The organism is Roseibium sp. AWQ4_290 (assembly GCF_056160985.1).
Map to the genome: position 1 here is coordinate 385,707 of NZ_JBSWYG010000001.1, position 25,673 is coordinate 411,379.

At 57.4% G+C, this 25,673-nt stretch carries 28 protein-coding genes and 3 pseudogenes; 4 read left to right on the forward strand and 27 right to left on the reverse strand.

From position 1 onward, the window contains the following. Positions 1 to 33: 33 nt before the first annotated feature. The 5 genes from ACXAH0_RS01705 to ACXAH0_RS01725 all read right to left on the reverse strand — a co-directional run bounded on the left by ACXAH0_RS01705 (position 34) and on the right by ACXAH0_RS01725 (position 5,653). Entirely contained in the window at positions 34 to 537 is a 504-nt protein-coding gene (locus ACXAH0_RS01705; protein ID WP_475188592.1) for a virion core protein, T7 gp14 family, read from the reverse strand. A 2-nt stretch (positions 538 to 539) separates the two neighbouring features. Then, on the reverse strand, positions 540 to 2,972 hold the full coding sequence (locus ACXAH0_RS01710) for a phage tail protein (protein ID WP_475188593.1): 2,433 nt from the start codon (positions 2,970 to 2,972) through the stop codon (positions 540 to 542). Continuing rightward, entirely contained in the window at positions 2,969 to 3,556 is a 588-nt protein-coding gene (locus tag ACXAH0_RS01715) for a phage connector family protein (protein ID WP_475188595.1), read from the reverse strand. The genes ACXAH0_RS01710 and ACXAH0_RS01715 overlap by 4 nt, the downstream gene beginning before the upstream one ends. A 21-nt stretch (positions 3,557 to 3,577) precedes the next feature. After that, positions 3,578 to 3,937, reverse strand: coding sequence for a hypothetical protein (locus ACXAH0_RS01720; protein ID WP_475188597.1), 360 nt, complete (start codon positions 3,935 to 3,937; stop codon positions 3,578 to 3,580). 183 nt (positions 3,938 to 4,120) lie between these two features. Further along, positions 4,121 to 5,653, reverse strand: a complete 1,533-nt coding sequence (locus ACXAH0_RS01725; RefSeq protein WP_475188599.1) for a hypothetical protein — start codon at positions 5,651 to 5,653, stop codon at positions 4,121 to 4,123. Positions 5,654 to 6,094: 441 nt separating this feature from the next. Between ACXAH0_RS01725 and ACXAH0_RS01730 the strand changes: the two genes are divergently transcribed. After that, positions 6,095 to 6,454 (forward strand): hypothetical protein, encoded by a 360-nt coding sequence (locus tag ACXAH0_RS01730; RefSeq protein ID WP_475188601.1) that lies wholly within the window; start codon positions 6,095 to 6,097, stop codon positions 6,452 to 6,454. On the opposite strand, the gene ACXAH0_RS01735 is transcribed toward ACXAH0_RS01730, so the two are convergent. The 8 genes from ACXAH0_RS01735 to ACXAH0_RS01770 all read right to left on the reverse strand — a co-directional run bounded on the left by ACXAH0_RS01735 (position 6,433) and on the right by ACXAH0_RS01770 (position 12,282). Next, complete coding sequence (locus ACXAH0_RS01735; RefSeq protein ID WP_475188604.1) at positions 6,433 to 6,906, reverse strand: hypothetical protein; 474 nt, start codon at positions 6,904 to 6,906, stop codon at positions 6,433 to 6,435. The two genes, ACXAH0_RS01730 and ACXAH0_RS01735, sit on opposite strands and share 22 nt — an antisense overlap. A 336-nt stretch (positions 6,907 to 7,242) precedes the next feature. Beyond that, positions 7,243 to 7,698 carry a hypothetical protein gene (locus tag ACXAH0_RS01740; protein WP_475188605.1) on the reverse strand — a complete coding sequence of 152 codons (456 nt, stop codon included), beginning with the start codon at positions 7,696 to 7,698 and terminating at the stop codon, positions 7,243 to 7,245. A gap of 130 nt (positions 7,699 to 7,828) precedes the next feature. Further along, positions 7,829 to 8,284, reverse strand: a complete 456-nt coding sequence (locus ACXAH0_RS01745; RefSeq protein ID WP_475188609.1) for a hypothetical protein — start codon at positions 8,282 to 8,284, stop codon at positions 7,829 to 7,831. A gap of 117 nt (positions 8,285 to 8,401) precedes the next feature. Continuing rightward, positions 8,402 to 8,875 (reverse strand): hypothetical protein, encoded by a 474-nt coding sequence (locus ACXAH0_RS01750; RefSeq protein WP_475188610.1) that lies wholly within the window; start codon positions 8,873 to 8,875, stop codon positions 8,402 to 8,404. 233 nt (positions 8,876 to 9,108) lie between these two features. Next, on the reverse strand, positions 9,109 to 9,564 hold the full coding sequence (locus ACXAH0_RS01755) for a hypothetical protein (protein WP_475188612.1): 456 nt from the start codon (positions 9,562 to 9,564) through the stop codon (positions 9,109 to 9,111). 130 nt (positions 9,565 to 9,694) lie between these two features. Continuing rightward, the gene (locus ACXAH0_RS01760; protein WP_475187068.1) at positions 9,695 to 10,156 is read right to left on the reverse strand and encodes a hypothetical protein; all 462 of its coding nucleotides are present in this window, start codon (positions 10,154 to 10,156) and stop codon (positions 9,695 to 9,697) included. Positions 10,157 to 10,505: 349 nt separating this feature from the next. Further along, a complete protein-coding gene (locus ACXAH0_RS01765) occupies positions 10,506 to 10,988 on the reverse strand; it encodes a hypothetical protein (RefSeq protein WP_475188614.1) in 483 nt (160 codons plus the stop codon). 256 nt (positions 10,989 to 11,244) lie between these two features. Beyond that, positions 11,245 to 12,282, reverse strand: coding sequence for a hypothetical protein (locus ACXAH0_RS01770; RefSeq protein ID WP_475188615.1), 1,038 nt, complete (start codon positions 12,280 to 12,282; stop codon positions 11,245 to 11,247). Positions 12,283 to 12,728: 446 nt separating this feature from the next. Between ACXAH0_RS01770 and ACXAH0_RS01775 the strand changes: the two genes are divergently transcribed. Next, on the forward strand, positions 12,729 to 13,679 hold the full coding sequence (locus ACXAH0_RS01775; RefSeq protein ID WP_475188617.1) for a metallophosphoesterase: 951 nt from the start codon (positions 12,729 to 12,731) through the stop codon (positions 13,677 to 13,679). Positions 13,680 to 14,009: 330 nt separating this feature from the next. Here the strand turns inward: ACXAH0_RS01775 and ACXAH0_RS01780 are convergent, their stop codons facing one another. The 6 genes and pseudogenes from ACXAH0_RS01780 to ACXAH0_RS01805 all read right to left on the reverse strand — a co-directional run bounded on the left by ACXAH0_RS01780 (position 14,010) and on the right by ACXAH0_RS01805 (position 18,048). After that, positions 14,010 to 14,180, reverse strand: coding sequence for a hypothetical protein (locus ACXAH0_RS01780; RefSeq protein ID WP_475188618.1), 171 nt, complete (start codon positions 14,178 to 14,180; stop codon positions 14,010 to 14,012). A 328-nt stretch (positions 14,181 to 14,508) separates the two neighbouring features. Further along, positions 14,509 to 15,741: a cell wall hydrolase gene (locus ACXAH0_RS01785; protein ID WP_475188620.1), complete on the reverse strand. Its 1,233-nt coding sequence runs from the start codon at positions 15,739 to 15,741 to the stop codon at positions 14,509 to 14,511. 102 nt (positions 15,742 to 15,843) lie between these two features. Continuing rightward, positions 15,844 to 16,188 carry a hypothetical protein gene (locus tag ACXAH0_RS01790; RefSeq protein WP_475188622.1) on the reverse strand — a complete coding sequence of 115 codons (345 nt, stop codon included), beginning with the start codon at positions 16,186 to 16,188 and terminating at the stop codon, positions 15,844 to 15,846. Further along, positions 16,185 to 17,291, reverse strand: a pseudogene (locus ACXAH0_RS01795) (IS5 family transposase). Before ACXAH0_RS01795 ends, ACXAH0_RS01790 begins: the two are co-directional and overlap by 4 nt. Positions 17,292 to 17,326: 35 nt before the next feature. Then, on the reverse strand, positions 17,327 to 17,560 hold the full coding sequence (locus tag ACXAH0_RS01800; protein WP_475188625.1) for a hypothetical protein: 234 nt from the start codon (positions 17,558 to 17,560) through the stop codon (positions 17,327 to 17,329). 5 nt (positions 17,561 to 17,565) lie between these two features. Then, on the reverse strand, positions 17,566 to 18,048 hold the full coding sequence (locus ACXAH0_RS01805; protein WP_475188627.1) for a hypothetical protein: 483 nt from the start codon (positions 18,046 to 18,048) through the stop codon (positions 17,566 to 17,568). A gap of 113 nt (positions 18,049 to 18,161) precedes the next feature. Between ACXAH0_RS01805 and ACXAH0_RS01810 the strand changes: the two genes are divergently transcribed. Continuing rightward, the gene (locus ACXAH0_RS01810; RefSeq protein WP_475188751.1) at positions 18,162 to 18,539 is read left to right on the forward strand and encodes a transposase; all 378 of its coding nucleotides are present in this window, start codon (positions 18,162 to 18,164) and stop codon (positions 18,537 to 18,539) included. Next, positions 18,521 to 18,931 (forward strand): annotated as a pseudogene (locus tag ACXAH0_RS01815) (IS5 family transposase); the annotation flags it as partial. The gene ACXAH0_RS01810 and the pseudogene ACXAH0_RS01815, both read left to right, overlap by 19 nt. A 169-nt stretch (positions 18,932 to 19,100) precedes the next feature. On the opposite strand, the gene ACXAH0_RS01820 reads toward ACXAH0_RS01815, so the two are convergent. The 8 genes and pseudogenes from ACXAH0_RS01820 to ACXAH0_RS01855 all read right to left on the reverse strand — a co-directional run bounded on the left by ACXAH0_RS01820 (position 19,101) and on the right by ACXAH0_RS01855 (position 25,335). Then, entirely contained in the window at positions 19,101 to 19,940 is an 840-nt protein-coding gene (locus ACXAH0_RS01820) for a hypothetical protein (RefSeq protein ID WP_475188629.1), read from the reverse strand. Then, the gene (locus ACXAH0_RS01825) at positions 19,940 to 20,254 is read right to left on the reverse strand and encodes a Bbp19 family protein (RefSeq protein WP_475188632.1); all 315 of its coding nucleotides are present in this window, start codon (positions 20,252 to 20,254) and stop codon (positions 19,940 to 19,942) included. The genes ACXAH0_RS01820 and ACXAH0_RS01825 overlap by 1 nt, the downstream gene beginning before the upstream one ends. After that, complete coding sequence (locus tag ACXAH0_RS01830; protein WP_475188634.1) at positions 20,235 to 21,947, reverse strand: portal protein; 1,713 nt, start codon at positions 21,945 to 21,947, stop codon at positions 20,235 to 20,237. The genes ACXAH0_RS01825 and ACXAH0_RS01830 overlap by 20 nt, the downstream gene beginning before the upstream one ends. A 3-nt stretch (positions 21,948 to 21,950) precedes the next feature. After that, positions 21,951 to 22,175, reverse strand: coding sequence for a hypothetical protein (locus ACXAH0_RS01835; protein ID WP_475188635.1), 225 nt, complete (start codon positions 22,173 to 22,175; stop codon positions 21,951 to 21,953). Between the two features lie 482 nt (positions 22,176 to 22,657). Beyond that, positions 22,658 to 22,783: pseudogene (locus ACXAH0_RS01840) on the reverse strand (LysE family translocator); the annotation flags it as partial. An 8-nt stretch (positions 22,784 to 22,791) separates the two neighbouring features. Further along, positions 22,792 to 23,286 (reverse strand): hypothetical protein, encoded by a 495-nt coding sequence (locus ACXAH0_RS01845; protein WP_475188638.1) that lies wholly within the window; start codon positions 23,284 to 23,286, stop codon positions 22,792 to 22,794. Positions 23,287 to 23,300: 14 nt separating this feature from the next. Then, positions 23,301 to 24,881, reverse strand: a complete 1,581-nt coding sequence (locus ACXAH0_RS01850) for a hypothetical protein (protein WP_475184787.1) — start codon at positions 24,879 to 24,881, stop codon at positions 23,301 to 23,303. Continuing rightward, positions 24,853 to 25,335 (reverse strand): hypothetical protein, encoded by a 483-nt coding sequence (locus tag ACXAH0_RS01855; RefSeq protein ID WP_475184782.1) that lies wholly within the window; start codon positions 25,333 to 25,335, stop codon positions 24,853 to 24,855. The genes ACXAH0_RS01850 and ACXAH0_RS01855 overlap by 29 nt, the downstream gene beginning before the upstream one ends. Positions 25,336 to 25,673 lie beyond the last annotated feature (338 nt).

A 25,673-nucleotide genomic window follows, 5' to 3' on the forward strand; every position in this document is an offset into this window, starting at 1 on the left:
AACCTGAAACGGTTTCATCTTGCCCGAACGGTGCTATCCTGCCATCTGGTAGGCCGTATTGCCCAGTGTAGTCAGAGAACTGGTTGCCCCGCCAAGAATGGCGCCAAAGGCGCCGATGCGCCCCGCCTTGCGTTGGGAAGCGGCCCGTTCCCGGGCCGTATTGGCCTCAAAGGTCAGATTGTCCCGCTGCCCCTCCACCCGGTATCGGATGGCCTCAATATTCTGGGCGGTTTCATAGGCATTGTCATCGGCGACATCGCTCAGCGACCCGGTTTCAGACAGACCGCGCTCAGCACCCGCAGCCCGGTTGAACCCCATGATCTTCTGATATTGTTCCAGCGTCCGTTTCCGCTCAAACGAGCCTTGGGTCTGGTTGACCGCCTTCTGTCTTTCCGCGAGCTCCGCCTTCCGCTCCTCTGCCTTCGCCTGGGCTTCCGCCTGCTGCTGAATACCTTGCGCCCGGACCAAGCCGCCAACCGTCGTGGAAGCCGCTGAAAGCCCGGTCGCAATGAGCGTGATAGTTGCTGGTTCACACATGTTTATGGCTCCACATCTCGTCCAAAATTAACCGACAGGATCGTGCAGGGCTTGCCGCCGGAGGCTTCCAGAACAAGCTGGCCGCCTTCCTCCCAGCGGGTTTCCACCGGCTGACCAAGCGCCCCACTATGCAGCGGGGCAGGCTCGCCGTAAGCGTCCCCGGCCTCGTAATAGATCAGCTCGTCCAGATAAGTTTCGTCTGACCCCACCCGCAAAGACCCGGTTTCAAAGACGGCCACCTTGCAATCGTCAATCCGCATTTTCCGGCCCATGGTGGACCCGTCCTGGGCATTGACCGGATAGGGCAAGGTCTTGGCCCGCGCCGCCGCATCCAGCCCGATCAGGATCCTGGCAGCCGTCCGGCCGCTCGGCAGGCTCACCGAGCCCCCGGACACCACGGCCGGATAGTCCGTGCCGTCGGCGTAAAGAACAACAGCCTCCCCTTCCAGATGGGCGAGACCGGACACGGTGTTGGCAGGCGGGCCGCTGTAAAGCGCCGCGCTGTCCAGATGCCAGGCCTCTTCGATCCGGCCGCTCAGAAACGGGCTCTGCATGACTTCGATATAGCGCCGGGTCTCGCCGTTGATGGTCCGCCGGACAATCATCCAGACCGTGTCTGACGAACCGCCGCTGAGATCCGCCATACATTCCACGGCCCCGCCCAGATCATGGCGGTGCATACCGTAGACCTGCTGCTGGCGCTCATAGGTAAACCCGATCACGGCCCCGGTCGTGTCCCAGGCCCAGATGATACTGTCCGGATATTGCTGATAGCAGGCGCCCGACATACCGTTGCGGAAAAGATGCGACTGCACTTCACTCACCGATTGGGAGATCCGGCCATCTGCACTCAGATCATAGGCCATTTCCCGCATGTCCGTGCCATAGGGACCGAAATAGAGCAGCACCGACCCCACCTTGATCGGCGGAATGCCATTTGCTCCGAAATTGGTTTCCGGGGTCTGGTTCACATTTTCCGGGCCATAGGGGTCCTGGGCCGTTGCCTTGCCGAGCGAGCGCACCGCGCGGGTTGTGCCAATGATCAGGTCATTGTCATCCACCAGCCACTGAATGCGGTTCACCTGGCCGGACAAGATGCCCGCTGTCACCGCGTCCGAGGCCTGCAGCACATGGGACACAGCAAAATTGTTGAAATCCTCTGTCTGGCTCTCCCAGACCTTTTGCGGCTCCGTATCGGTTCCGGCAAAGGCCAGCCGGTTTTTGTGCCAGCCAATGGTCTGCGGCCAGCCGGTTGTCTTGGACCAGGACCCCAAACGCCAGATCGTCGTGGCATCCGTGTTGGGCAGGGTCTGGCCATAGACCTGAACCTTGACCCCGGTGGCGGACACCACCTCGGTGATCTTCAGCCAGCGCCAGAACCCGTCGCCCCCCCGGAACCGGATCTGCCGCCCGGCATCAGAGGCAAGGAACCCGGTCCCGCCGTTAATCCCGTCCACCACAGAGGCAGTCAGGTCAAAAGGCGTCTGGCTGGCGCCGGACTGGTGAAAGACAAGCTGCCCGATTGCCGAACTGTCTCCCAGCTTACCGCCGCCTTGCGTAAACTTCAGCCGGTAGTAGACATAGGCCGTTTCGTTGAAAAACGCATATTCCCGCCACTCATTGGAGGCCCAGGTGTCCTGCCCGTCCTGACTGTCCAGAATGGTCCATGTGGTGCCGTCGTTGGACCCTTCAATGTTCCATTGCCAGGGCATGTCATCATTCTGGCTGTTGTCATTCGGCGCCTGCAGCATATAGGCGTCGATCACCACTGCGGCGGGGAACTGGTAGCGGACCCAGCCTTCGGACCCGCCCGACAGCACGACCCTGCCCGGCGCGCGGTTGAAGACTTGCCAGGCCGAGCCACTGCCATTTGACGCGCTGACTGTGCCGCTTGGCGCCGTGTTTGATGTCATGTCCGGCACCGGATTGCCGGTTTCCGAGGGCTTCAGGCTGGATGGGCTGATATTGACATCCAGAAACGGGCCGTCCTCAAAGGCCATGGGGGCAATTGACCAGCTTGTTTCCCCCGAGCGGGTCAACGCCTGCGGCGCAACTCCACCGCCTGCGATAAACAGGGTATCCGTTGACTGGACGAATTTCAGATCGGGCAGAACAGACCGGGCATAGGGTGTTGCCACCTCCACGGTGCCAACCCGCCCCGCGCTGGTGAAGACCCGGAAATAGAAGTCCCCGAATTCCAGCATGTAATTTTGGCCGTTGCCGAATTCGAACGGGATCAGCCACGCCCCGGCCGCACTGTCCTTGACCTCGGCCAGAAACCGGGTGCCCCCCCGGCGCCGGAGGCCGCCGCGTTTCAGGGTGATGAAGTTCCGGCACTCGGCAAGCGAAGAGCGGAAGAACTCGAGATCGGTGCGATAAATCAGTTCCGGGTCGAGTTCCCCCCGGCTGAAAGTCGCTTGCAGGTTATAGCTCATCTTTGGGTAATGATATCCAGGTCAATCATCGGCAGGGCCGTGCCCTGGGCAGCGTCATAGCCGCCCGCCTTCTCAAGGGCGTCCAGGGCCGCCTGGCGCAGAGCTTCGGCCCGGCTGTTCTTGCCGGTGATCACATGGGCGCAAGCGGCGGCCAGAAACAGCGCAAATCCGTGTACGAACAACGGCGGAAACTCGCTTTCCCGGGTCACCCGGCGGATATAGCGCAAGGGAAAGGGCGGGGTCTGATCCGTCAGGATCTTCTGCCCGACCACTTCAAGCCGGATAAGCTGCCCATCCGGCTTGCCGTCCACGGTTTGCTGGGGAACCCGCAGGCAGTCGCTCGGCTTGCGGTATTGGTAGGTCCAGCGGAAGGGCGGCTGCTCGGTCTCTGCGGGCAGCTGCACAAGGCTGGTGGCGAAGTCCCAGTCCTGCTGGGCCAGATAGGCATCCCGGTGCGCCGCATAGTGGTTCTTGAACCAGCGTGAGGCCACCGAGGAATAGTCAAAGGTGCGGATCGGCGCTTCTTTCAGATGCGCCAGCGCAAGATTTGCCACCTCCACGGCGGCATGAACGGTTCCGGACATGAAACAGGCCTTTTCAAAACATCAAACAGGGCCGGTCTCGGCCGCGTCCCTGCCGGGTTCGGAGAGCCCGGCCTCATAGGCTTCCAGCGCCGTCACCGCTTCGCTCTTGTTGCGGGCCTCAACCCCGGCAAAGTCAGCCGCCATGGCCTGAAGGGTCTTCCAGTGCTCCTTGCGCCAGCCCTTGGGCAGCGGGCCGGGGTGGGCGGCCCGCGCCGTTGCCCGCCAGATGCGGTTCCAGCTGGCCGACACAGCGTTGGACACCGCCTCCCGCCGCTGTGCATCCCGGCTCTGTTCTGTGCCGAACCGCTCTTCAAAGTCTTTTGCATGGCTGTCTTCCAGCTGCTGGAGATGCCGGAGCCGGCGCATGATGATCTCATCCATGTGACATTCCTTCCTGTTCGAGACGAAAAAGGGCGGCACTCCGGAGCGAGGCCACCCTTTCAAACCGTTTTGTCTTTTGCGTTGAAAGCTCTGAGGTCCTGCCAACCGCACTTAACAGGACCCCATCTGAGGTGCGGTTGCTATCAGGCTGCGGCAGACAGATCCGTTGAAACGTGCTTGGTACTAGCCGCCGCTTGTCAGATCCGCCCCGCTCTCCGGTTCAGGCCGCCGGGGCGGCACAGGGGCGCCCTTGGCCTGCACCTGCCTGTCTGCCCCGGCCACGGGTTTGCGTCTGGGCAACGCTGCCCTCACCGGCTGTCTGGTCTTTTTTGCGTCATCAGCCGCCTGTTTTGCCCGCTCACGCAGCTCGGGCAATTCCGCTGCATGCTGCAGGCGGGCCCGGGCCGCCTCGAAAGGCGTCATGCCGCTGGTGTCCGGCCAGGCAATGCCGTAGGCTTTGGCCAGCTTGCGGTCCTCACGCTCTTGCGCCGTGTGCCGCCGCTGCCGCGCACTGCCCACATCCGCTTGAAACGCCTCTGTCAGCTTGTGGCGGCGGCCGGTCTCATCCTCATAGAGCAGCGTCATGCGCGGGCCGTAGCCCGTCTCGTCCATAACCCCCTGGGCCCGGTCGGCAGCGGTCTGGCCATTGGGTTCCACAAACCACTTGCGCGCGCGGATGCCCTCGCCTTTCAGCAGCTCTTCCGCCTCCTTGCGCACATAGCCATGGCCGTCCTCTTCCGCGTCCGGATAGGTGGTCTCCACCGGGCCTTTCATCACCGTGCCGTCGTCGGCCGCAAAGGCCGAGGGCTGCCAGCTTTGCTGCAGTTCCTCAAAGGCGATTTCCTCGGCCATGCGGATATCTTCGGTCAGAAGGTAATTTTCCTCCACAAGCGCCTCATATTCGTCCAGCGCCTCGGCCTTTTCCTCCGGTGTGCGCCCCAGTTTGCGGACCCGGTCATAGGAGGTCTGGCGGGCCAGCCGGTCCCCCTTTCCATCTGCCCACGTCTTTTGGCCAGGGTCTGAACCGGCCTCTGATGCGGCATCCGGCACCAGCCTCTCCCCCTGACTCAGGCCCGGCGGCAAAATGGCCTGTGACCCAGCCATCACCTCTTTCTGAGACAGGGGCACATCCCCCGGCAGCGCCAAGGCGCCGTCCAGATCCGGCGCCGCGAAGCCGGGGGCAACCAGCGGAGCCGGTGCGCTGAGCTCGGCCCTTTGCCAAAGCAGTGCCTCAAGTTCAGCCTGCGAGGCGCCCCGGGCCAGGGCTGCCTCCATGTCGCCATCCGTCTCGTCAAGGGCGGTGCGCAGCTGGCCAATCACCTGAGCGGCCTCTTCATCACTGCCGCTGTTGCCAAGCGCCCATCTGATGGCATCGCTCACCGCGCCGGTCAGCGCGTCCCGGCCATCCACATAGGCTTTGAAAACGGCCGAATTGGACACCTCATCCGCCAGCGCCGCCATCTGCTGGATGACTTCAATATGCGGAAAGGCATCACCGTAAACTTTCGCCACAGTCACAAGGTCATCGAAATTACCCAGAATTTCCCAGGCCCGTTTCAACACGCCAACCGGTGTGAAGGAAATGGCAAGGTCAACTCCGGCTGCGGCGGCAAGGGCAATCAACTGGTCTTCGCTGAACCCGGCCAGCCCCAACTCCTGGGCTGCCTCGTCAAAGGAAATACCTTTTTCAGCCGCCACTGCCTGTGTCGTACTCACGACAGGCAAGGCCAACAACCCAAGCATCGCGGTCGACGTTCCACTCCGGAGGATCGCCCGCCAGTTGCGCCCAATTCGTGCACGTCGTTCCTGTTCCGAGAGAGGATTTTTGTTTTGGCCTATTTTTTTAAGGGCTTCCGTTTCCCTGCGAATTTTATTCTGATGCTTCAATTCAAGCGCATGGTCGTAATCTCTTGGAAAACTCAAAGTTCCCTGTTTGAGACCCTTCACATCACCATATTTATCGCCGCGCCAATAATCAGCTATGTTCTCGAATTGTTCTTTCGACAAATTTAAATCGGGGTCAACCGCCAACTCCCCCATCAGCTTTTTCATCGAGGTAAACGTGAAAGGCGTGTCGACAATTTTTTTGCCGCTGCCGCGAATCCTGTTGTCGAAAATGTCTTTATCGCTGGAGATCACCTCGAACTCATAGTCCGGATGTTCGGCCATGACTTTACGGGCGCTCATATCCCAAAGTTCGTCCCCCCCCTTTGTCGTCAACCGTTTGTCGTTTGGATCGTATCTTGCCTTTTCGTGTTCCTGCAAAGGCTTGGGCTCAAGAAGACGCCCGGCACGACGCTGCTTGTCAAGCCAGCCATTAAAAAGATCTCTGTTCTGTTTCTTCTTAAACCAAGATCCTTTTCTCAGCTCTTCCAAAGCGTCATCGCCAAACATAACCAGGTCGCCGCGGCGAAGGACGGCGTCCAGGCCGGCAACCCCTGTCTGATTAACAAGGATATCAATCTTGGCCGCATCCAGAAGGATGACTTTCTTTGTCATGCGCCTTCCTCCCGGTAGATGAAAGACGTGCCATAGTGTTTTCGTGAAAAGGCACTCGCCTCTGCGTAATCGAGTGACGTTAACTCTCCAGCCACCAGATCTGTTGCGAGTTGCATTCCATAGGCTAAAGTAATGTAGCTAAATGGCAGCCCCGCCTTGAACCCGCACCATCTCACGAAGTTCTTTCGGGTCTCCGCAGCCTCCACCGGTTTCAGATCCCAATATTCATCATCTTCACTGCTCAAATCCGGACGCGTCTCCAGAAAAGCCCGGAATTCCACTTCCTGCCTGACAGCCTTGCGCAGCTCGTCATATTTCAGCACAAGCCTTGCCAGATCCAGAATGGCATCGAAAGGAAACTTGTCGGTCTTCCCCACCGTCTCACCCCGAAAATAGGCCCGCCCTTCTTTGCTTTGCGCAAACGCTTCCAGCTCGTCGCGCCAGCCGGTGAGATCGTAAAAATCCGCCATGTCGTTTGTCCTGTTGTTTCTCTTCGAGCGCGTCGCGTTTACTTGAAGTCAGAATGTTTCAGATTTCGCGTTCGAGGCGCAGCCGAGAGACAGTGAAATCTGAAGCCGTTTAGGGCGTGTCGCGTTCAAATGGTTTCAACCCGTTTTGTCTTTTGCGTTGAAATCTCTGATTTCAGGCAGCGAAAGGCAAACCCGATTAATCGCGACACGCTATAAACGCGATTTGCCGCAAAGGATGTTCATGAAATGTTCCAACCAGCTGACGCCGCCGATTTAAATGACCAGGACATCCCCCCTGGAAACGTCCAGAAGAACAATCTTCCTCATGCGCCGTCCTCATTGTAAAAAAAAGGATATCCTAAAATTTTCTTTCGCATAATTTCTCGCTGCTTCATATTCCAGAGACTCCAATTCTCCGGACACAAAAGCAAACGCTAATTCCTCAGCATAGTTCAACGTCAAATAGTCATTTTGAATATTTGACTTAAACGCATACCATCTCCTAAATTTGGTCCGGGTATCAGCGGCATCCACCGGATTCAGATCCCAATATTCATCATCATCGTCGCTCAAATCCGGACGCGTCTCCAGAAAAGCCCGGAACTCCACTTCCTGCCTGACGGCCTCGCGCAGCTCGTCATGTTTCAACATAAGCCTTGCCAGATCCAGAACGGCATCGAAAGTAAGCTTTTTGGTCTCCGTCTCACCTCCAAAATAGGCGTCCCCTTCTTCGCTTTCCGCAAACGCTTCCAACTCGTCCCGCCAGCCGGTGATATTCTCAAAATCCGCCATGTCGTTTGTCCTGTTGCATCCCCTAAAGGGTGTTCATGAATTGTTCCAACTCGCTGACGCCGCTGACTTAAATGACCAGGACATCACTCTTGGAAACGTCCAGAAGAAGAATTTTCCTCATGCGCCGTCTTCATTGTAAAAAAAAGGATATTCTAAAATTTTCTTTCGCATAATTTTTCGCTGCTTCATATTCCAGAGACTCCAATTCTCCAGATGTAAAAGCAAACGCTAGGTCTTCAGCATAATCCAACGTCAAATAGTCATTTTGAATATTTGACTTAAACGCATACCATCTCCTAAATTTGGTCCGGGTCTCCGCAGCCTGCACCGGATTCAGATCCCAATATTCATCATCATCGTCGCTCAAATCCGGACGCGTCTCCAGAAAAGCCCGGAACTCCACTTCCTGCCTGACGGCCTCGCGCAGCTCGTCATGTTTCAACATAAGCCTTGCCAGATCCAGAACGGCATCGAAAGTAAGCTTTTTGGTCTCCGTCTCCCCCCGAAAATAGGCCCGCCCTTCTTCGCTTTCCGCAAACGCTTCCAACTCGTCCCGCCAGCCGGTGATATTCTCAAAATCCGCCATGTCGTTTGTCCTGTTGCATCCCCTAAAGGGTGTTCATGAATTGTTCCAACCCGCTGACGCCGCCGATTTAAATGACCAGGACATCACTCTTGGAAACGTCCAGAAGAACAATCTTCGTCATGCGTCGTCTTCACTGTAAATAAAGGCTTTCCTAAAATTTTCTTTCGCATAATTTTTCGCTGCTTCATATTCCAGAGACTCCAATTCTCCGGACACAAAAGCAAACGCTAGGTCTTCAGCATAATACAACGCCATATAATCAAATGGAATATTTGACTTAAACGCATACCATCTCATAAATTTGCCCCGGGTCTCCACAGCATCCACCGGATTCAGGTCCCAATATTCATCATCATCGTCGCTCAAATCCGGACGCGTCTCCAGAAAAGCCCGGAACTCCACTTCCTGCCTGACGGCCTCGCGCAGCTCGTCATGTTTCAGCAGAAGCCTTGCCAGATCCAGAATGGCATCGAAAGGAAACTTGTCGGTCACCCCCATCGTCTCACCCCGAAAATAGGCCCGCCCTTCTTTGCTTTGCGCAAACGCTTCCAGCTCATCTTCCCAGCCGGTGATATTCTCAAAATCCGCCATCTCGTTTGTCCTGTTGTTTCTCTTGGAACGCGCCGCGTTTACTTAGATGCAGACTGTTTCAGATTTCGCGTTCGAGGCGCAGCCGAGAGACAGGGAAATCTGAAGCCCTTTCAACGCGATTTGCTGCAAAAGGTGTTCATGAATTGTTCCGCGCCGCTAAAGCCGCCGATTTAGATGACCAGGACATCCCCCCTGGAAACGTCCAGAAGAAAAATCTCCCTCATGCGCCGTCTTCATTGTAAAAAAAAGGATATTCTAAAATTTTCTTTCGCATAATTTTTCGCTGCTTCATATTCCAGAGACTCCAATTCTCCAGATGTAAAAGCAAATGCTATGTCTTCAGCATAATCCAACGCAATATAGTCATATGCAATATTTGACTTAAACGCATACCATCTCCTAAATTTGGCCCGGGTCTCCACAGCCTGCACCGGATTCAGATCCCAATATTCATCATCTTCACTGCTCAAATCCGGACGCGTCTCCAGAAAAGCCCGGAACTCCACTTCCTGCCTGACGGCCTCGCGCAGCTCGTCGTGTTTCAACATAAGCCTTGCCAGATCCAGAACGGCATCGAAAGTAAGCTTTTTGGTCTCCGTCTCACCTCCAAAATAGGCGTCCCCTTCTTCGCTTTCCGCAAACGCTTCCAACTCGTCCCGCCAGCCGGTGATATTCTCAAAATCCGCCATGTCGTTTGTCCTGTTGCATCCCCTAAAGGGTGTTCATGAATTGTTCCAACCCGCCAAAGCCGCCGATTTAAATGACCAGGACATCACTCTTGGCAACGTCCAGAAGAACAATCTTCGTCATGCGCCGTCTTCACTTTAAAAAAAGGGATATCCTAAAATTTTCTTCCGCATAATTTTTCGCTTTTTCATATTCCAAAGACTCCAATTCTCCAGATGTAAAAGCAAATGCTATGTCTTCAGCATAATCCAACGCAATATAGTCATATGTAATATTCGACTTAAACGCATACCATCTCATAAATCTGGCCCGGGTCTCTACAGCATCCACCGGATTCAGGTCCCAATATTCATCATCATCGTCGCTCAAATCCGGACGCGTCTCCAGAAAAGCCCGGAACTCCACTTCCTGCCTGACGGCCTCGCGCAGCTCGTCATGTTTCAGCAGAAGCCTTGCCAGATCCAGAACGGCATCGAAAGTAAGCTTTTTGGTCTTCCCCACCGTCTCACCCCGAAAATAGGCCCGCCCTTCTTTGCTTTGCGCAAACGCTTCCAGCTCATCTTCCCAGCCGGTGATATTCTCAAAATCCGCCATGTCGTTTGTCCTGTTGTTTCTCTTACCGCGCGCCGCGTTTACTTAGATGCAGACTGTTTCAGATTTCGCGTTCGAGGCGCAGCCGAGAGACAGGGAAATCTGAAGCCGTTTAAACGCGATTTGCCGCAAAAGAGGTTCATGAATTGTTCCAAGTCTGCTGGCACCGCCCGTCTGATGACCAACAACAATCTTGACCGCATTCAGAAGCATGACCTTCTCTGACCTGCGCATGTTTCCCGATAGATCAGACATTTCTTCTTCGCAAAGGCGCTTGCTCTATTGCAGTAGATCGAATTTATGTCTTTAATCATCAGATCAGTTGCGAGTTATTTTCCATTTTTCTTGGACGTCATGACTCATCTTCCCGAAACAAATTGAAATCAAGATTCTCCTCAATAAAGTCAACGCACTCCCTGGATTCGAGAGAACTGAACACTCCCTCAAGAACGTTAATCGCAGCCGTTTCCCCAAAATTGAACAGACGAAAGTCACTCGCCGGATGGTCTGTTTTCATGCAGTACCATTCGTAAAAAGCATAAAAGAGTTGAATGGCTCCAACCGGAGCATCTAGCCATTCCGGGTCGGTGTCGTCGCAAGAGCCTCCAAGAGAGTCCTTCACTTTTTCCCACGCGCTCAATTTGGTCAGGATGTATCGGGTTTCCTCATGCCTCAGAAGAAGTGCAGCAAACTCTTGAACCTGCGCGACAGGGATCTCCAGTTTCCACACATCAAGACCATCCCGATGAAGGTAGTCATAGGCCTCATCACCGCCTTTTTCGAAATAGTCCTGTAACTCGTCCCACCAGTCAGTAATATCGTCAAGATCCGCCATGTGCCGCCTCGTGTTGCACTGCGCATTTGTTCATGAAACGTTCCTGCCAGCAACCAGAAAATGCACTCCCTCCGTTTCACTCCGAAGGCTTTTCCCGGCTTCTGAGATCTGAAGCCGCCCCGTCCAGATCAAGCCCCGCCAGCAGCCCTGCCAGCAGCCCCGCCCCCGGGGCCGCGTTCGTGCAAGGCACCGGTCAGCGCGGCAGATCAAGCCGCACATGCGGTCCGGGGGGCAGGACCTGGCCGTCAGACCCGGATCAGATATTCACCTTCAGGCAGGCCAGCTTCACATTCTTGCGGGTGTATTTGCGCGTCCAGTTGGCCGCAGCGCGCAGTTCCGCCAGGCTGGCGCCTTGCGATTTGGCCAGCGAGGCCCCGGTGAAATCCATGCCGGCCGGGTGGATCATTTCAAACCGGCGGGTGGTCAGGTAATCCGCCCCGCCGCCATCGCCAATATCCGGGTCCCGGGTGATCTCCGTGCCCTCATTGCCATAGATCGTTTCCCGGTTCGGCACTTCGTCAATATGCATGAAGGCCCCCGGCGCGAACAGGAAGCAGGAATATTCCTGCGAATTCGTGCCATCGCTCACCGGCATCTTTTCCGAATGAAGCACCATCATGCCCGCATAGTAAGGCACTTCGAACGGGGCTTCCGAAGGCTTCTTGAACTCGATCTTTTCATCGTCCAGAAGCGTGCCATAGACGAAGCTGTGCATGGCAATGACCCGCAAGTCATCCAGATTTTCACCCATGGTCAGCCGCGCCCGGTTGATCGCCTGGTAGCTGATCCGGTTGGCCGCAGTCGGGGAGGCCACGTCCGAATAGACGGAAAACACCATGTCGCTGTTATTGTTGGCCACATTGCCCGCAATCACGCCCTCGGCAGTGCCGATGATGCGCTCTTCCTTGCGCCGGCCCCAATAGGCGCTGATGCGCTCGGCAACCCGGTTCATGGCACTGTCGCCCCGGCCGGTGGCCGCATAGCTGGCCACGGTCTTGGCGCCGTATTTTTTCGCCAGCCGGTGCTTGTAGGCCCGCATGTCGCTGGCGGTGATCTTGCTGGTGGCGATCTTGTTGTCGCTGTCGTCGATCACGGTCGGTTCCGTGTCATCAAGGTCTTCCCAGTAGGGCACCTCGATCTGATTGCCGCCCGCCTTGAAGCGCTTGGCGATCTCCGGCGCCGGAGCGGCCAGAATGCCGGATTTTTCCAGCATCACCAGTTTGGCCGGCTTGTTTTCCGCCATGTAAGGCGTGAACACGCGCGGCACCACAATGTCAGAAATCTGTGACGTCATAGAGTTGTCCATGTTTGGAGTTTGAAAGATCCGGCCTGACAAGGCCGGCTTGCGGGCTTCAAGGTCTGCCGCGTCGGCCGTCTGGGCGCCCCTTTGCGCTGAAATCCTCAATTTCAGGCAGCAAAGGGCCCTCCGGCCCCATTTGGCAGGCGCTGAGGCCCGGTGTCGCCACGCCCCTGGGGCGTATCGCGTTGCGAACGGTTCAAACCGTCTTGTCTTTTGCAGTAACCCCTGATGTCAGGCAGCAAAAGACACATCCGATGAAACGCGATGTGCCCAGGGACCGTGGGAAAACCCCAGGAGGGCCCGAGGCTGATCCGCTCAAAGCTGAGCAGAGCGCCCTGAAACACTCCTGAAAATCTGCAAAAATACGTCTCGCTTCAGCCCCGTTTCCCGGTACGACTGTCCCGTACCAATTTGGAAGGAAACGAAAGGAACCCCGTGCGATGATCACCCGCCGCTTTGTGTTGAAAGGGCTTGCAGCCGCCTGTCTGGGCGCCGCAAGCCTGCCCGCCTATGCGGTTGGCATCGAACCGTTCCGGCTGCGCACCCAGCGCTATTTTCTGACCCCGCCCCGGTGGCCGCAGGGGCTGTCACTGACCGCCGCCCTGATCGCTGACCCCCATGTGTGTGATCCCTGGATGGGGCTGGAGCGGCTACGCTTCATTGTGGAACGCACCAACGCCCTCAACCCCGATATCGTCTTGATGCTGGGCGACTATGAGCCCGGCCACAGGTTCCGCACCGGGTCCATTCACTCAAAGGACTGGGCGCCGGTTTTCGCCGGTTTCACAGCCCCGCTCGGCACCCATGCCATTCTGGGCAATCATGACTGGTGGCACGACCTCACGGTGCAGCGCACCGGCAAAGGCCTGCCCTTTGCCGGCAAGGCCCTTATCGAGGCCGGGATCACGCTGTATCAGAACCGTGCCGTCCGGCTGCAAAAAGATGGCCAGCCCTTCTGGCTGGCCGGGCTGGATGATCAGATCGCCCTCGTTCCGAACAAGCAGGCCAACCGCCCCAGATGGCAGGGCAAGGACGATCTGCCGGGCACCCTGGCCCAGGTCACCGATGACGCGCCCGTGCTGCTCATGGCCCATGAACCCAGGATTTTCCGGAAAGTCCCCGAGCGGGTCAGCCTGACCGTGTGCGGGCATACCCATGGCGGGCAGATCAATTTTTTTGGCTACAAACCGGTCAGCGGCACCACGCTTGGCAAGGCCCGCAATTACGGCCATATCCAGTCCCGGAGCCCGCTGCGGGGCGTGGCCGGGTCCGGCCAGCCACCGGGCGAAAGGCACCTGATCATTTCCGGTGGCCTGGGCTGCTCGATCCTGCCGCTCCGCTTCGGCGTCCCGCCCGAAATCACCCTTGTGCATCTGGGGGCGGCGGCATAGCGCAATTCCCCCGGCCACACTCCCTTCGCCAGGATGCTGGCAGGATGCGGACAGGATGCGGGGCCGCAGCCAACGCCCCTAGTCATACCAATCGCAATTGATGATGAGCTATTTGATGTCCCAATTCCGTTCAACGGCTAGGCGCATCGCGCGACCCGGTCTGGTTGACCGGATAAGCGGTGCAACGATGTCCGTTGGGCGCAATTGGGTCACCGGAGGCCGGGCTTGGAGGGTCTTCGGACGTTGTCGCACGTCTGGCCCGATACCCCGTATCGACCTGCGACGCACTCCTAGCCGAAGACCCTCAAAGCCCGGTCAAATAGGTCATCATCAATTGTGATTGGTATCAGCCTCGCAAAACGCTTTGAAAAACGCCAGAGGCTCCTTCAGGCTTGGCTTCGACATCAGCTCTGCCAGCGGTGCAACATAGCCCTTGTCGAGCGCCATCTTTGCGCAGTCGGCCGCCCCACCGCCGGTCATGCACGCATTCATGTCGCGCAACGCCGCGTCTCCAAAATGCACCAGGGTGACCGGGTTCTGCCTTGTCTTCTGAGAAGGCTGATTGTGCGCGCTGTGGTGTTTCCCAAAACACGTGTGATCCAACGATGTCAGCGGGCAAAGGAGACCGGCCCGCCCCTGCGCGGCGGCCGGGATGACAAAGGAAGGAACGGCCCGCTTCAGACCTCAACCAGCCGCCCAATCTGCCACCTCGACCGGCAAACCCGGCAGCCACAATCCCGAAGGACCGCCCACACGCTTTTTTCTCAAGATAGGCCCCCACCCGGAACAAGGGGCCATCAGCCTTCAAAAGCCACGGCCCCCACCGCCCTCACGCAAAGCCAAACAATTCCGGATCCCGTCCAGCAGCCCGGATCATCCGCTTTGCCAGCACAGGATTCTCCTCGATAAGCCTTGCTTGCTGTTTGAGTCTAGGTTTCTCCAACTCAAAAGGGTTATCACCGTACGGTGATGATGGTGCAACTTGACTAGGTTTACTCTTTGGCACAGGAAAAGAAGCATCTTCTGTGTCTTCCACTCTTTCATTTGCAGAGGGAATACCAGAATACTCAGGCTTCGGCCCTGGAGGGAGAGCATGCCCAAAATCTTGCTCAGCCTTTAGTCGCGCAAGTGTCTGGTCGAGAGCAAGATCAGCGATGTCAAAAATATCTTGTTTACGCGTCCCTATACCATTTTGCTGCTCGCCCGCAGAGTCTTTCGTGCCACCCAAGCGGGACTGAGAACGTTGATAATATTCGTTAAAACTCAACGGCTTTAAATCTGTATGGTCAATCAACACTGCCCGCGCCGGATTTATTGGCGAAGTCTCTATTTTCGGAGTTGAATTTGGTGGCACGTCCCAATCCAAGCCAGAAGGCAGTTGAAACCTATCGTATTTAGGAGCCGGAATTGGTGGCGCGACCCAGTCCAAACCAGCTGGAGCCTGAAACATACCTTCTATGTCGTCAATCGCTTCTTTTTGATTGTTCGCTGAAGGCAAAAATTTGACTTGAGGAGCCGACAACAACGGACGCATAGACGGATCGGTACCATGAACATGTGTATAGTTCTTGCCAAATCCCGTTACCAAAGCAGGAGTTTGTTGAATTTTATAAATGAACCCATTAGGCGCCATAGCATTTCTTCCGCTATAGGCTGGGTTCGGATTTCCATAGTGAAGGCTTGAACCAACGATACTCTCCCCTCCTGCAGCTCTATACGCGATTATCCTTCGAACCAAACTGTCTATTTTTGGACTGGCCCTAGGTGCCTTTTGCACACTTCCATATGGTTCTAGTGCCACTCGCCGCTTGAGCTTAGAATTGTAATAGTATTTTGGACCATTTATCTTAGAAAATGCATATTTTTGATTCAAAACGTCAGTAACGTTATCAGGAAAACCAGCATAAGCAACACGATTTAATATCGTATCAACTATAGCAGCCGCTCCAATCGCAAGTATTTCATTTCGCCAAACTGGAGGCACTTCAGTTTGGACAACGCGAGCAATATAGTCGATGTCCAAATCATCTATAAATATACTTTCCGCATCCGTTTTCTTCATTTCATACCATTCCTGTTGTTTAATAAATTAAGAAGAGAGAGAAAAGATCTCTTCTCAAGAATGAGCCGATTTTTCCCGCAGCCTTACGACCGCAGAAACAGCCTAGTGGGGTGTTCGCGAAATTGCCCGCACGGTTTTGAGGTTGGCTTCGTCACCTCCGCCGGGGGCAAAAATGATCTCGAGAGTTCCGTACTCGAGGAGTTCAGTGTCGCCTTCGCCTGTCATCTCATCCATCTCATCGAAGCCATGCCATCTGAAGAAGACCATTGAGCGGCTGTATTGCAGATCCAACCCCACCTGCAATGCGCCGAAAGTGATCTGGCCATGGCCGTCGGCCTGGATGGAGACCGCCGCTGGCCCGCACAGATCGAGATGATCGCGCTGCCACAGGTCGGCTTCGACAATGCGCCACTGGCCGATCAACTGGCAGTTCATCGGAGCGCTCATGCCGTGGCCGCCAGGAGTTTCGGCAGGCGGATAAGATTGAAGGCGCAGGCCGTGAAGACAAAGTCCCATCCCACGCGCTCCCGGCCTCGGAAACGCGTCTTGCGCCGGCGGCCAACGGTCTTTATCCAGCCGAACGTTTCCTCGATCCTCTTGCGAAACCGCTGACTGGCGGCATAGCCCGCGTGCCGGGTCGTGCGGCCGTCGATCGCCGAACGGCGGCCACTGGTGTTTTGCGCCACATGCGGCGTGACATTCAGACTGCGCAGTTCATTGATGAAGTCCTGGCTGTCGTATGCCTTTTCGGCGCCGAGCGTGACCGCTTTCGGCCGCTCCGCATGCGCCTCGATCATATACAGCGCGGCGTTCCGCTCCGCGTGGCCATCGGCGGCGGTCAGGCAGGCATCGACCAGAAGGCCGTGACGGTTCTCCATCAGGCCATGACCCATGAAGCAAAGCTTTGCTTCCTTGCCCCGGCCTTTCTTGTACAATCTGGCGTCCGGATCGCTCGTCGAGGCATGGGTTGCGTTGGTCCACCTCTGGCCGTGGAAATCCGCCTCGCCATTGCGCCCGCCACCGGACGGACCGCCGCCGTCAGTGTCGTTGTTTGTGTCGTCCTTTGACCTGACGCTCTTCATCGAGGCCCAGGCCTCGATCAAGGTGCCATCGACCGAGAAGTGATCGCTGCGACAGCAGCCTCTTGACCTTGGGCTGCGCCAGGACCGCGCTCAGGAACTTTGCCGCGATGTCGCCGTCAAGCAGACGGTCGCGGTTCTTGGAAAAGGTCGAATGGTTCCATGCGGGATCATCAACGCCAATACCGACAAACCAGCGGAACAGAATGTCGTATTCCAGCCGCTCCATCAAAAGCCGCTCGGAGCGGATCGAGTAAAACGCCTGCAACAGCATCGCCCGCAGCAGCTTCTCCGGCGCGATAGAAGGACGGCCCATCGAAGAATAGAGCGCCGCGAAGTCACCGCTCAGAGCCGACAGCGCAGTGTTCACGATCTCCCGGATCTTGCGCAAAGGGTGATCCTTGCGAACCCGCGCCTCAAGATCGACATAACACTGAAAAGTTCACCGGTTCCGTCGTCGCCACCGCGCATCTCAAATCCTCATGATCTCAACGGATCAGAAGGAATCATGATTGAATCCAAAGCGCCAGCGACTTTTTCAACAGCCTGCTAGATACTGATGGAAATTCCTTAACGTCATCAGTAACTACAACTCTACCAATTCCACTGGACTTTAGTTCTGAAATTAAGTTTTGAAACGGTTTTGAACTTACATACAATTCCCTATAATCATCTTCAATTCTACTTGATTCGAAATAACCACTATTTAGAGCCGTTTCCAGGCGTACAGGGATGTACATAGCTGTTACTCCACAATTAGATCGCCATTATTGAGATATTTAATGTATTTACAGTTAGTTTCTCTTGGATCACAACTCTCAAAAACTATCGCTCCATTGTCGGTGATAACATCACTCACGAAAAAGTCTTTATACAAAAAATCGATGGTATTTACTTCGCATCTTTTTACTCTGTGAAAGCAAATTAAGGTCAAAAAGAGATCAGGTTCTCTTTTTTTGTCAGAAACAAATATTGAAAAAGACTCGTTTTCGCTGAACTCAATTCTGTTATTTTCGGTGACGTCAAAACCAAGTTCTACCAAATCAGAAATATCTCCATCATATTCTTTTAGCTCTAAAAAATACCCTCTCGCTTGCGCACTTGAGTACTGGAAGATAAAGAGAGAGCAACAAATAAATATAACGGTAAAAAATCTATTTTTTACCAAGTTTTTCTTTTTTTCTGATAAGCGCATTATTCTTACTACCTTAAGATGAGCATAGGCCATATTCCAGGCCGTGTGGACGAATTGACTCAGGTATAAGTTTGGGATTCCGGATTTGATTTCAACGTGATTCATAGGTTGCCGACGTGATTTGGAGGTCGGCGATGTGTACCAAGATGACAGAACGGGACTTCGAACTGGCCCTGGAGGTTTTCCGGGCTTGCTTGCCACGGGTTGGCGCGAAGGCACAGAATGACGGTCTGTTTCTCGAGGCGCTACATTATTTCACGCTTCACAACATCTCCTGGCGCGCTTTGCCGGAGCGGTTCGGCAACTGGAACAGCGTCTGGAAACGCTTCGACCGCCTTGGCAAGGCACGTGTGTTTGAGGACTATTTTTCCATTCTGGCCGGACTTGATGAAGGGGCGCATCTGATTGCCATGTTCGACAGCACCGTTATTCGGGCCCATGTTTCAGCGGCAGGCGCCAAAGGGGGCAGGAAGGTCAAGCGCTCGGGCGTTCGCGCGGCGGGGTCGGTACCAAGATCCATCTGAAAACGGATCGAAACGGCCTGCCGCTTGGCTTTGAGCTGACAGGTGGCGAAGCCTCTGACTGCAAGCAGTTTACCGATCTCATGGAAACCGGCCCCGAGATCAAGCACCGGGCCATCGTTGCCGACAAGGGCTATGACAGCAACGCCAATCGAGAGGCTGCGCGAAAGGCTGGGGCTGTCCCGGTCATCCCTTACAAATCAAACCGGCGCGATATTCCCAGGCACTTCGCCAAAGCACTCTACCGGGGACGGGCACGCATCGAACAAATGATGGGAAAGCTCAAACGCTTCAAACGGGTCGCCCTGCGTTGCGAGAAAACAGCCAGAAACTTCCGCTCCATCGTCGCAATCGCCGCAGCATTCATCTTGATCAAATCCGTCCACACGGCCTAGGATCTACATCTTCGAAAGCATGGTCGATGCGATTGTTCGCTTGCGAACTCAACAAATCCTCAAAAGCTTGCCGAATTCTTCTATCGACGTAATCCTCTAAATTTCGGTTTTCTTGATCAGTCATCATTCTGTCACTTGTTTGAAATGGCTGTTTTGGCGCCCATCACCCCTAAACCCGGAACAACCCGGGGTCCCGGCCGGCGGCCAGGATCATCTGGCGGGCGCGGGCCGGGTTGCGGTCGAGAAGCTCCGATTGCTGCTGCAGATCGAGACTGCCCGGCGCGAACGGGTTGCCGCCGCCGTCGTCGCCAAGGCCCGCAAAGCCGTCTTCGGCAAAGGCCCGGTCGTGGATGAAACTCAACAGCTTCACCGCCACCGGGTCCACCACCTGCTGCAGCCCGTTCCGGTCGGCCCGGCTCAGCGCGCCTTTGCCCGCAAACCAGTCAGCCAGGTCGATCCCGGCAGATTTCAGGCCGGTCAAAGCCCGGTCCGCCCGGGCGACCGCGTTCTGGTAGCCGTCGCTTTCCGGGGGGCCGAATTCCTGCACCAGTTCCCGGTGAGCGGTCTCTGCCGCCTGCTGCTGGATCCGGGCAGCGCCTGCCGCGCTGTCTTCCTGGGCGGAGAACTCCTGCGCCATCTTGCCCACCCATTTGTCATGCAGCGCCTGCGCTGCGGCGGGGTGCAGGCCCGCTTCCTCAAACCAGCCGCTCGCCTCCTGGGCAAAGGCCTGATCATAAGGGAAATTCTCCGGCAGGCTGTCCGGCAGGGTGAAGCGGTAGCCGCCCTTGGGCGTCCAGCTTTTGGAGATTTCGGCATAAAAGGCCGCCCGGTCCTCCTCGCTTGCCTCGTGGCCCGGCACCTGAAGCGCCTGCGTCAAGTCGCCGTCAAGCACCGGCTCGGCTTCTGTCCCGTTGAAAGACCCGTCAAAGGCTTGGTCTGCCCCCTGTGCCGGGGAGCTGTCACCAGTGGCCATGTCATCGCCGGACCCGGCATTGGAAAACGCGTTCATCACAATCCCTCGTCAGTGCCCAGATCGGGCAGGGTTTCCAGCCGCGCGGCTTCCTGCAGCGCGGCATGTTCTTCCGGTGAAATGCGGATCATGGACAAGACGCGGGCAAACAAGGCCTTGCGCCCGTCCAGATAGCCGCTTTCGCGGGGGGCGAGATCGGCCGGGGCGGCCTGGTAGATCCCGCATTCCGCGGCCAGATCCGCCAGCACCACCTCCCCCTCCGGGCATAAAAAAACGGACCTGTAGGCCCGTTCGATGGCGGCTGTCCTGTCCGCCCGCCGCCGGGCGGTCCGTTTAAGCGAGCGCCAGAGCATCCAGCCCGCCTCCCTCTTCGTTCAGGGTTTTCAGGAGCGGGGCGCCGTCCTTGGCCATTCGGGCCAGGCTTTCGCCTGCCGCCATCTGCTCCTGCTGGGCCGCGGCCTCCTCCTTCTGCTGGCGCAGGGCCTCCACCTCTTCCGGCCGCCGTTTCAGCTTGGCCGGCAATCCAAGAGAGCGCCGGGTCAGGTCGTATTCCTCGACCCGGTCGTGCAGATCCAGGATCGCCGGATCTGCCTGCCCTGCAATGCCCAGATATTCCTGGAAGCCCATGATTGCCTCAAAATGCCCGGCCTCGCGCATCTGGTCGATGGGCGCGGTTGAGGTCAGCGTCACATCATTTTCCGCAACGCTCTGGGGCGGCTCCAGGGGTGAACCTTTGGCAAAGGCGCCCCGGCGCCCCAGAATGCCGATCTCCCGCTCAAACAGACTCTCATTGCCCGCCATGATGTTGGTGGAGAACGGCCCGATCATGTCGGCCATTTCCTGGCGGCGGATATTGACTTCCGTCGCCGTGCGGCCATTGCCGTCCAGAAGCGTCTGCCACAGGTCGCCATAAAGACCGACCCGCAGTTTCTCGCGGATATTCTCGATTTGGCTATCCGCCGCGCCCGGGTTTACCGTTTCCAGCATGGGCCGGAACAGGGGCCGGCCCTGCTCGTCGATCAGCCCCGGATTGGTGCGGCCGGGATTGAGATCCAGCTGCCGTTCCTGCCGGTGGGTGGCGATCGGCGGCCGCACCGCCTGGGAGCTTGCGATCAAACCGTCCCGGGCGAGACTCTGCAGGCTCTTGATGTCGCTCATCAGCTTGGCCTGGGGCGGCGAGCCATAGGGCGACAGGCCGTCCCGGTCCCAGCGGCTGATCACCAGCGGATACTCAAAATAGCCGCCTTTGCGGCAGATATGGCGGCTTTCCTCTTCAAAATGGATGCTTTCATAGCGCGATTTGCGAATGTCAGCCGCCTCGTCATAGCCGCCCTCACGCAGGAAGCAGGCATGGACAAATCGGTGCTCGGCGGTCTTGCGCACCGGGTCAGCCGCATCCTCTTTCACCCGGGCCGAGACCGCGCTGCCATATTCCTTCACCGCCTGCCAGGCTTTCAGCGTGCGCACCCGGAAAAAGCCGCAGTCATTGCCCTGCGCATCCACGATCAGATAGACCTCGTAAAGCGGCACATAGCGGTAATGGACCGGGGTGCGGATATCGGCGAGATTGCTCTCGTTCTCGATGGGAAACAGCACACCGGTGCCCAGCTTGATGGTGGACAGGAGCCGGGACCGGTTGGCCAGCGCAAAGCCGGACCGGCCCGCATAGCGCACCCGGAACAGGTGATCGCGCACCAGCTCGAAAAACTCCTCGTCTTCCTGGCTGGGCGGCGGGGCGAACGGGTCTCCAAAGGCAACCCCATGCCAGTTGAAGCCTTCCGGCATGGTCAGGGAGCCAACACCGGAGGCCAGCCGGTCAAGCAGCCAGACTGCGGTCGGGTCATAAAGCTTGCGCGAGCGTTCGCGCGCCGCCGAGCGCCGGTAGACGCTCATGCCGTCCGGCGCGCAAATGCCCCCCGGCCGGTTGAAGGACCGCTCCATGTCCGGCGCGGTATAGGTGACATAGTCCTGCCAGTCGGTTTCATACCAGAGCCGCTCGGACTTCGCGCCCTGCAGCTCCTGGGCCAGATCCTCAACAATCCCCATGCCTTATGCCCGTCCCAGCAAGGTGACACCGGGCCGCGACGCGCTGCCATAGTTGGAAACGCCCAACGGACTGGTCTGGGTCGTGGCCCGGGTGCTATAGGCGGCCGCCCGGCGGCGCCGGTCATTTTCCTGCAGGTTCTTGGCCTGCCGCTGCGGGTCCGGGTCGCGCGGCGCCGGCGGTGTCGGTTCCGGGTCCTGCTGCTTGGGAGCCCCTCCGAATAGGCACATGCTTGTTTCCTTTCCTGAAATTGCCAAAAAGGCCAGCCAGCGCACAGGCCGTCCCTGCCGGTCCGTTTGCGGAACGCCTGACAGCACCTTTTCACCTGACTGATTTTTGATGAGATTACGCGCTCTGCCGCGTGGTAGCGGCCCTATGTCCGGACGCGGGCACAGATCCGCACAAGCCCTTTGAGCGTGCCACGGTCATCCGGTTTTAAACTGCCTGGTCTTTTGCGTTGAAATCGCTGATTTCAGGCGACGAAAGACAAACCCGATGAAACGCGATGTGCTCTGAAAGAGCCTTCTGGCCAAAGCCGCATTTGTCCAATGTAATGTGATGAGGTCTGTTTTAGCCCCGTTTTGACGAACCGTCCATGCGAGCGGAATGTCTTGAACAGGGGCCCAGACAGGGCTGCCGGTATTCTTTGTAAGATGTCAATGCTTTGCGGACACGGTCCGTTGCGCGCAATGGCTTGAAAATACAGTCTTTGTCATCTTTCCTGCAACGCCAGGCGGGCACTGAGCGCGCAATAGATGCCGCCAACAACCTTGCCCTGCCACTTGGCCACAGCCTTGTGCCTGCGTAAAAAATCCCCCAAACGCCCGGCACCGGCAGCAAGCCCTGTCAGGTTCGAAGGCTCTTCGGCACATCGCAAGGCGGCATCCCGTTTCCCGGCCGCACCCACGCATAGACAAAAAAATCCTCCCCGCCCCGGCCATAGGCGCGCAGCTTACCTTCCCGTTGTCCGCCAAAGCCTTCAATCCAGCCATGGGCAATATCGTGATCGCTTTTGGCGATCACCTGCAACCGGCGGCACTCTCGCTCCACCACGGGCCGGATCTCGTTGAGATGCCGGGTCATCAACGGCACGCAGCGCTTGAACCGGTCCGTGCCGAATGCCCAGGCCTGCCAATGGTCCGGGTCGAAGGCTGACGCCCGGCTGAACCCATAGGCTGCTGCCGGCTGGCCCTCATACCAAACCGCCCAGGCCATACCGGGAACGGCGGTTTCCAGCGCGCAGATCCCAAGCGCCCGGGTGTCCCAGGTCTCCCAGAGACAGGCAATTTCCTGGAAATCCTGCGCCCGCAAATTCGCGGCAATATAGCTGGCATCGCGCACGGTCAGGTCCCGGATCAGAAGCCGTCGAGCGGATCGTCCAGCGCCGCCGAGCGGCTCCGCCGGTCCTGTTTCATCACCTGTCTGACCGTTGCCTTGTCTTTCCATCCCAATGCCTCAACAATTGCGTCCGCCTCATCCGGGGACGCCCCGAGACGGTCCTTGATCTCTTCCTTGCTCTCAATCAGGATCTTGCCGCCCTTCAGCTTCCAGCGATGGGCCGTCAACTGCGCCTTCACGGCTGCGGAGCGTTTGATGGCCAGCCCCTGACCGCTTGTGGGGTGCAGTGCCTCGCGCAAGCGCCAGTAGAGCTGGGCGCGCAGGTTGTAAAAGGGAATGCGGCTGTCCTTCGCCGTTTCCCCGGACTGGGCCGAGAACACGCATTTTTCCACCGGGATGCTGTTTTCACGGCTCAAGAACCCGACTGTGTCACCACCCCAGCCGCCGGTGCAGTCCACCACAATCAGCGCATTGTCCCGCCGTTCGCGGACGATCAGCGCGCCCACATCCGCCCCGTCCCGCGTGTCGGTTCCCTTGCGGATCACGGCCGCTTCAAAACGGCAGCCATGCAGGGGTTGCAGCACCGTCTTGTCCTTGCCGCCCTGGGCCACATCAACGGCCAGAACGTCCATGGGCTTGCCCGCATCAACTCCCTCGTCATAGCGTTTGAAGGCAGCATCCACCCATTCGGACGGGATGACCTGCCAGTCATGATCCTGACGTGCAGCCTGAAAGTCGCCGGTCCGAAGGGCCGTGCGCATGGGCTCCGGCATCTGGTCCAGCTGGGCGTCATAATCTTCGCCGAGATAGCGGTTGTCCCCGCGACGGGCGGGAATGAAGGTCCGGCTTTTCGGAGTGCGCAGCTCCCCTTCCACCTCCACCGGCTCCGGCCCGTCCACCCAGACGGTGCGCACCGTATCACCGTCGTCAATAAACACGGCCCAGAGCAGTTCTCCGGGTTTCACGGTTCCGAAGAGCGGATGCAGAGGGTCGAGCCAGGGAGCAAACCATTCAATCAGGTAATCCCCTTGCCCGCCCAGCGGCGGATTGGTGGCAATCAGCCCCCGGCAGCGCTGTCCCGGCCGGGTGGTGCGCAGCCAACCCAGCACGAACAGGATCTTGCGCGGGTCCATCTGTGCGCCTTCATCAAAGGCTTTCAGATCATGATCCCGCCCCTGCCAGTCTTCTTCCGATCCCGGCAAACCCAAATGGCCGAACTCGATCATACGTTCTTCAGGCCCGGTCCAGCGCGGCGGATTTCCGGTGATCTTGCCCATCCCCGCCCGGCGCATCAGCGTGTTCATGCGCTCAATCAGGCCTTTCAGGGACTTCAGCGACTGGCGGAAGATCACCGCCTTGTGGTGGGCGAACAGGGCCAGGCCCGCAATCAGGTCAGTTTTGCCTCCACCAGCCGCCCCGCCATAGAGCGTCAGATCCGCTTGGGAAAAATACCCCTCCGTCTGCGGCCCCCTCTGCGGCTGCCAGATGTCGAACTGGGTCAGAACCCCCGTCTCATCCAGCTGTTTTTGCAAGGCAACCCGGTCAGGAGCCGCCATCTTGTCAATATGGTCAATCAGCGTCTGAAGTGCTGTCGTCATTCCCTTTGATGCCCTCACCCGTCAACAATGCCATCACCCCCAGCGCGATTTCCGCGGAGCTGCGCGGCTTGAAGGTCTCGATCCTGGCCGCATCTTCCGGGCCGCCCAGCACAGTCCAGATCTCGGCCTCGGACCGCTCCCGCCAGCCCGCCCTGTTCCTCATGGTGAGCGACCAGGCGCTGGCGTTGAATTTCGCCAGCTCGCCGCGCACGCCCTCCTTGCCGATCCGCTCCCATTCCAGAAGCCCCTTGCGCGCCGCTACCTCCAGTTTGTCCGGAGGAAAATCCTCGGGAAATTGCTCCGCGTGGTAGCGGATGGTTCTCCGGTCGGCCGCCGGAAAACTCTCGATCGAAAAGCCTTCGGCAATGTGGGCGCACAGATCCCGGCAGATCTTCTGCCGTTCAGCCGGTGTTGACCACAGGAGCGGATCCGCCTTCTCATCAGTTTCAGACATGGTCAGTCTTTCCCGTTCCATATAAAACCGGCGCTCTGTATCAATTGAGATTTGTATTCACCGGTCGGATTAAAAATAAAATCAGTGAAATAAGCCTGCCCGATGTGAATGGGCGCAGGCTTTGCTTTCGGGGTGGCATAAAAAACACCCCAAAACTTGGCGCTCTAAAGCGCCTTGCAGTCCTGTGGCCGCAAACCATTTTTCGTTTGCGTTGACTTCTTTGATTTCAGTCAGAGAAAGGACAACCCGTTGAAATGCCGCACGTTTTCGAGGGAACGCTTCAAGGTTGGCATACGGTCAGCGTGGCACACGGTTCCGGGAAAGAATTGGCAGCCCGT

What these genes read in the sequence shown, in the direction of transcription:
- ACXAH0_RS01710 (WP_475188593.1), bottom strand. Translation starts at nt 2,972, where the DNA reads ATGAGCTATAACCTGCAAGCGACTTTCAGCCGGGGGGAACTCGACCCG.
- ACXAH0_RS01790 (WP_475188622.1), bottom strand. Translation starts at nt 16,188, where the DNA reads ATGAGCGCTCCGATGAACTGCCAGTTGATCGGCCAGTGGCGCATTGTC.
- ACXAH0_RS01810 (WP_475188751.1), top strand. Translation starts at nt 18,162, where the DNA reads ATGACAGAACGGGACTTCGAACTGGCCCTGGAGGTTTTCCGGGCTTGC.
- ACXAH0_RS01800 (WP_475188625.1), bottom strand. Translation starts at nt 17,560, where the DNA reads ATGTACATCCCTGTACGCCTGGAAACGGCTCTAAATAGTGGTTATTTC.
- ACXAH0_RS01765 (WP_475188614.1), bottom strand. Translation starts at nt 10,988, where the DNA reads ATGGCGGATCTTGACGATATTACTGACTGGTGGGACGAGTTACAGGAC.
- ACXAH0_RS01785 (WP_475188620.1), bottom strand. Translation starts at nt 15,741, where the DNA reads ATGAAGAAAACGGATGCGGAAAGTATATTTATAGATGATTTGGACATC.
- ACXAH0_RS01855 (WP_475184782.1), bottom strand. Translation starts at nt 25,335, where the DNA reads ATGTCTGAAACTGATGAGAAGGCGGATCCGCTCCTGTGGTCAACACCG.
- ACXAH0_RS01745 (WP_475188609.1), bottom strand. Translation starts at nt 8,284, where the DNA reads ATGGCGGATTTTGAGAATATCACCGGCTGGCGGGACGAGTTGGAAGCG.
- ACXAH0_RS01805 (WP_475188627.1), bottom strand. Translation starts at nt 18,048, where the DNA reads ATGGCCTATGCTCATCTTAAGGTAGTAAGAATAATGCGCTTATCAGAA.
- ACXAH0_RS01760 (WP_475187068.1), bottom strand. Translation starts at nt 10,156, where the DNA reads ATGGCGGATTTTGAGAATATCACCGGCTGGGAAGATGAGCTGGAAGCG.
- ACXAH0_RS01825 (WP_475188632.1), bottom strand. Translation starts at nt 20,254, where the DNA reads ATGCTCTGGCGCTCGCTTAAACGGACCGCCCGGCGGCGGGCGGACAGG.
- ACXAH0_RS01835 (WP_475188635.1), bottom strand. Translation starts at nt 22,175, where the DNA reads ATGTGCCTATTCGGAGGGGCTCCCAAGCAGCAGGACCCGGAACCGACA.
- ACXAH0_RS01750 (WP_475188610.1), bottom strand. Translation starts at nt 8,875, where the DNA reads ATGGCGGATTTTGAGAATATCACCGGCTGGGAAGATGAGCTGGAAGCG.
- ACXAH0_RS01775 (WP_475188617.1), top strand. Translation starts at nt 12,729, where the DNA reads ATGATCACCCGCCGCTTTGTGTTGAAAGGGCTTGCAGCCGCCTGTCTG.
- ACXAH0_RS01715 (WP_475188595.1), bottom strand. Translation starts at nt 3,556, where the DNA reads ATGTCCGGAACCGTTCATGCCGCCGTGGAGGTGGCAAATCTTGCGCTG.
- ACXAH0_RS01820 (WP_475188629.1), bottom strand. Translation starts at nt 19,940, where the DNA reads ATGAACGCGTTTTCCAATGCCGGGTCCGGCGATGACATGGCCACTGGT.
- ACXAH0_RS01735 (WP_475188604.1), bottom strand. Translation starts at nt 6,906, where the DNA reads ATGGCGGATTTTTACGATCTCACCGGCTGGCGCGACGAGCTGGAAGCG.
- ACXAH0_RS01740 (WP_475188605.1), bottom strand. Translation starts at nt 7,698, where the DNA reads ATGGCGGATTTTGAGAATATCACCGGCTGGCGGGACGAGTTGGAAGCG.
- ACXAH0_RS01850 (WP_475184787.1), bottom strand. Translation starts at nt 24,881, where the DNA reads ATGACGACAGCACTTCAGACGCTGATTGACCATATTGACAAGATGGCG.
- ACXAH0_RS01730 (WP_475188601.1), top strand. Translation starts at nt 6,095, where the DNA reads ATGTTCGGCCATGACTTTACGGGCGCTCATATCCCAAAGTTCGTCCCC.
- ACXAH0_RS01770 (WP_475188615.1), bottom strand. Translation starts at nt 12,282, where the DNA reads ATGACGTCACAGATTTCTGACATTGTGGTGCCGCGCGTGTTCACGCCT.
- ACXAH0_RS01720 (WP_475188597.1), bottom strand. Translation starts at nt 3,937, where the DNA reads ATGGATGAGATCATCATGCGCCGGCTCCGGCATCTCCAGCAGCTGGAA.
- ACXAH0_RS01755 (WP_475188612.1), bottom strand. Translation starts at nt 9,564, where the DNA reads ATGGCGGATTTTGAGAATATCACCGGCTGGCGGGACGAGTTGGAAGCG.
- ACXAH0_RS01705 (WP_475188592.1), bottom strand. Translation starts at nt 537, where the DNA reads ATGTGTGAACCAGCAACTATCACGCTCATTGCGACCGGGCTTTCAGCG.
- ACXAH0_RS01830 (WP_475188634.1), bottom strand. Translation starts at nt 21,947, where the DNA reads ATGGGGATTGTTGAGGATCTGGCCCAGGAGCTGCAGGGCGCGAAGTCC.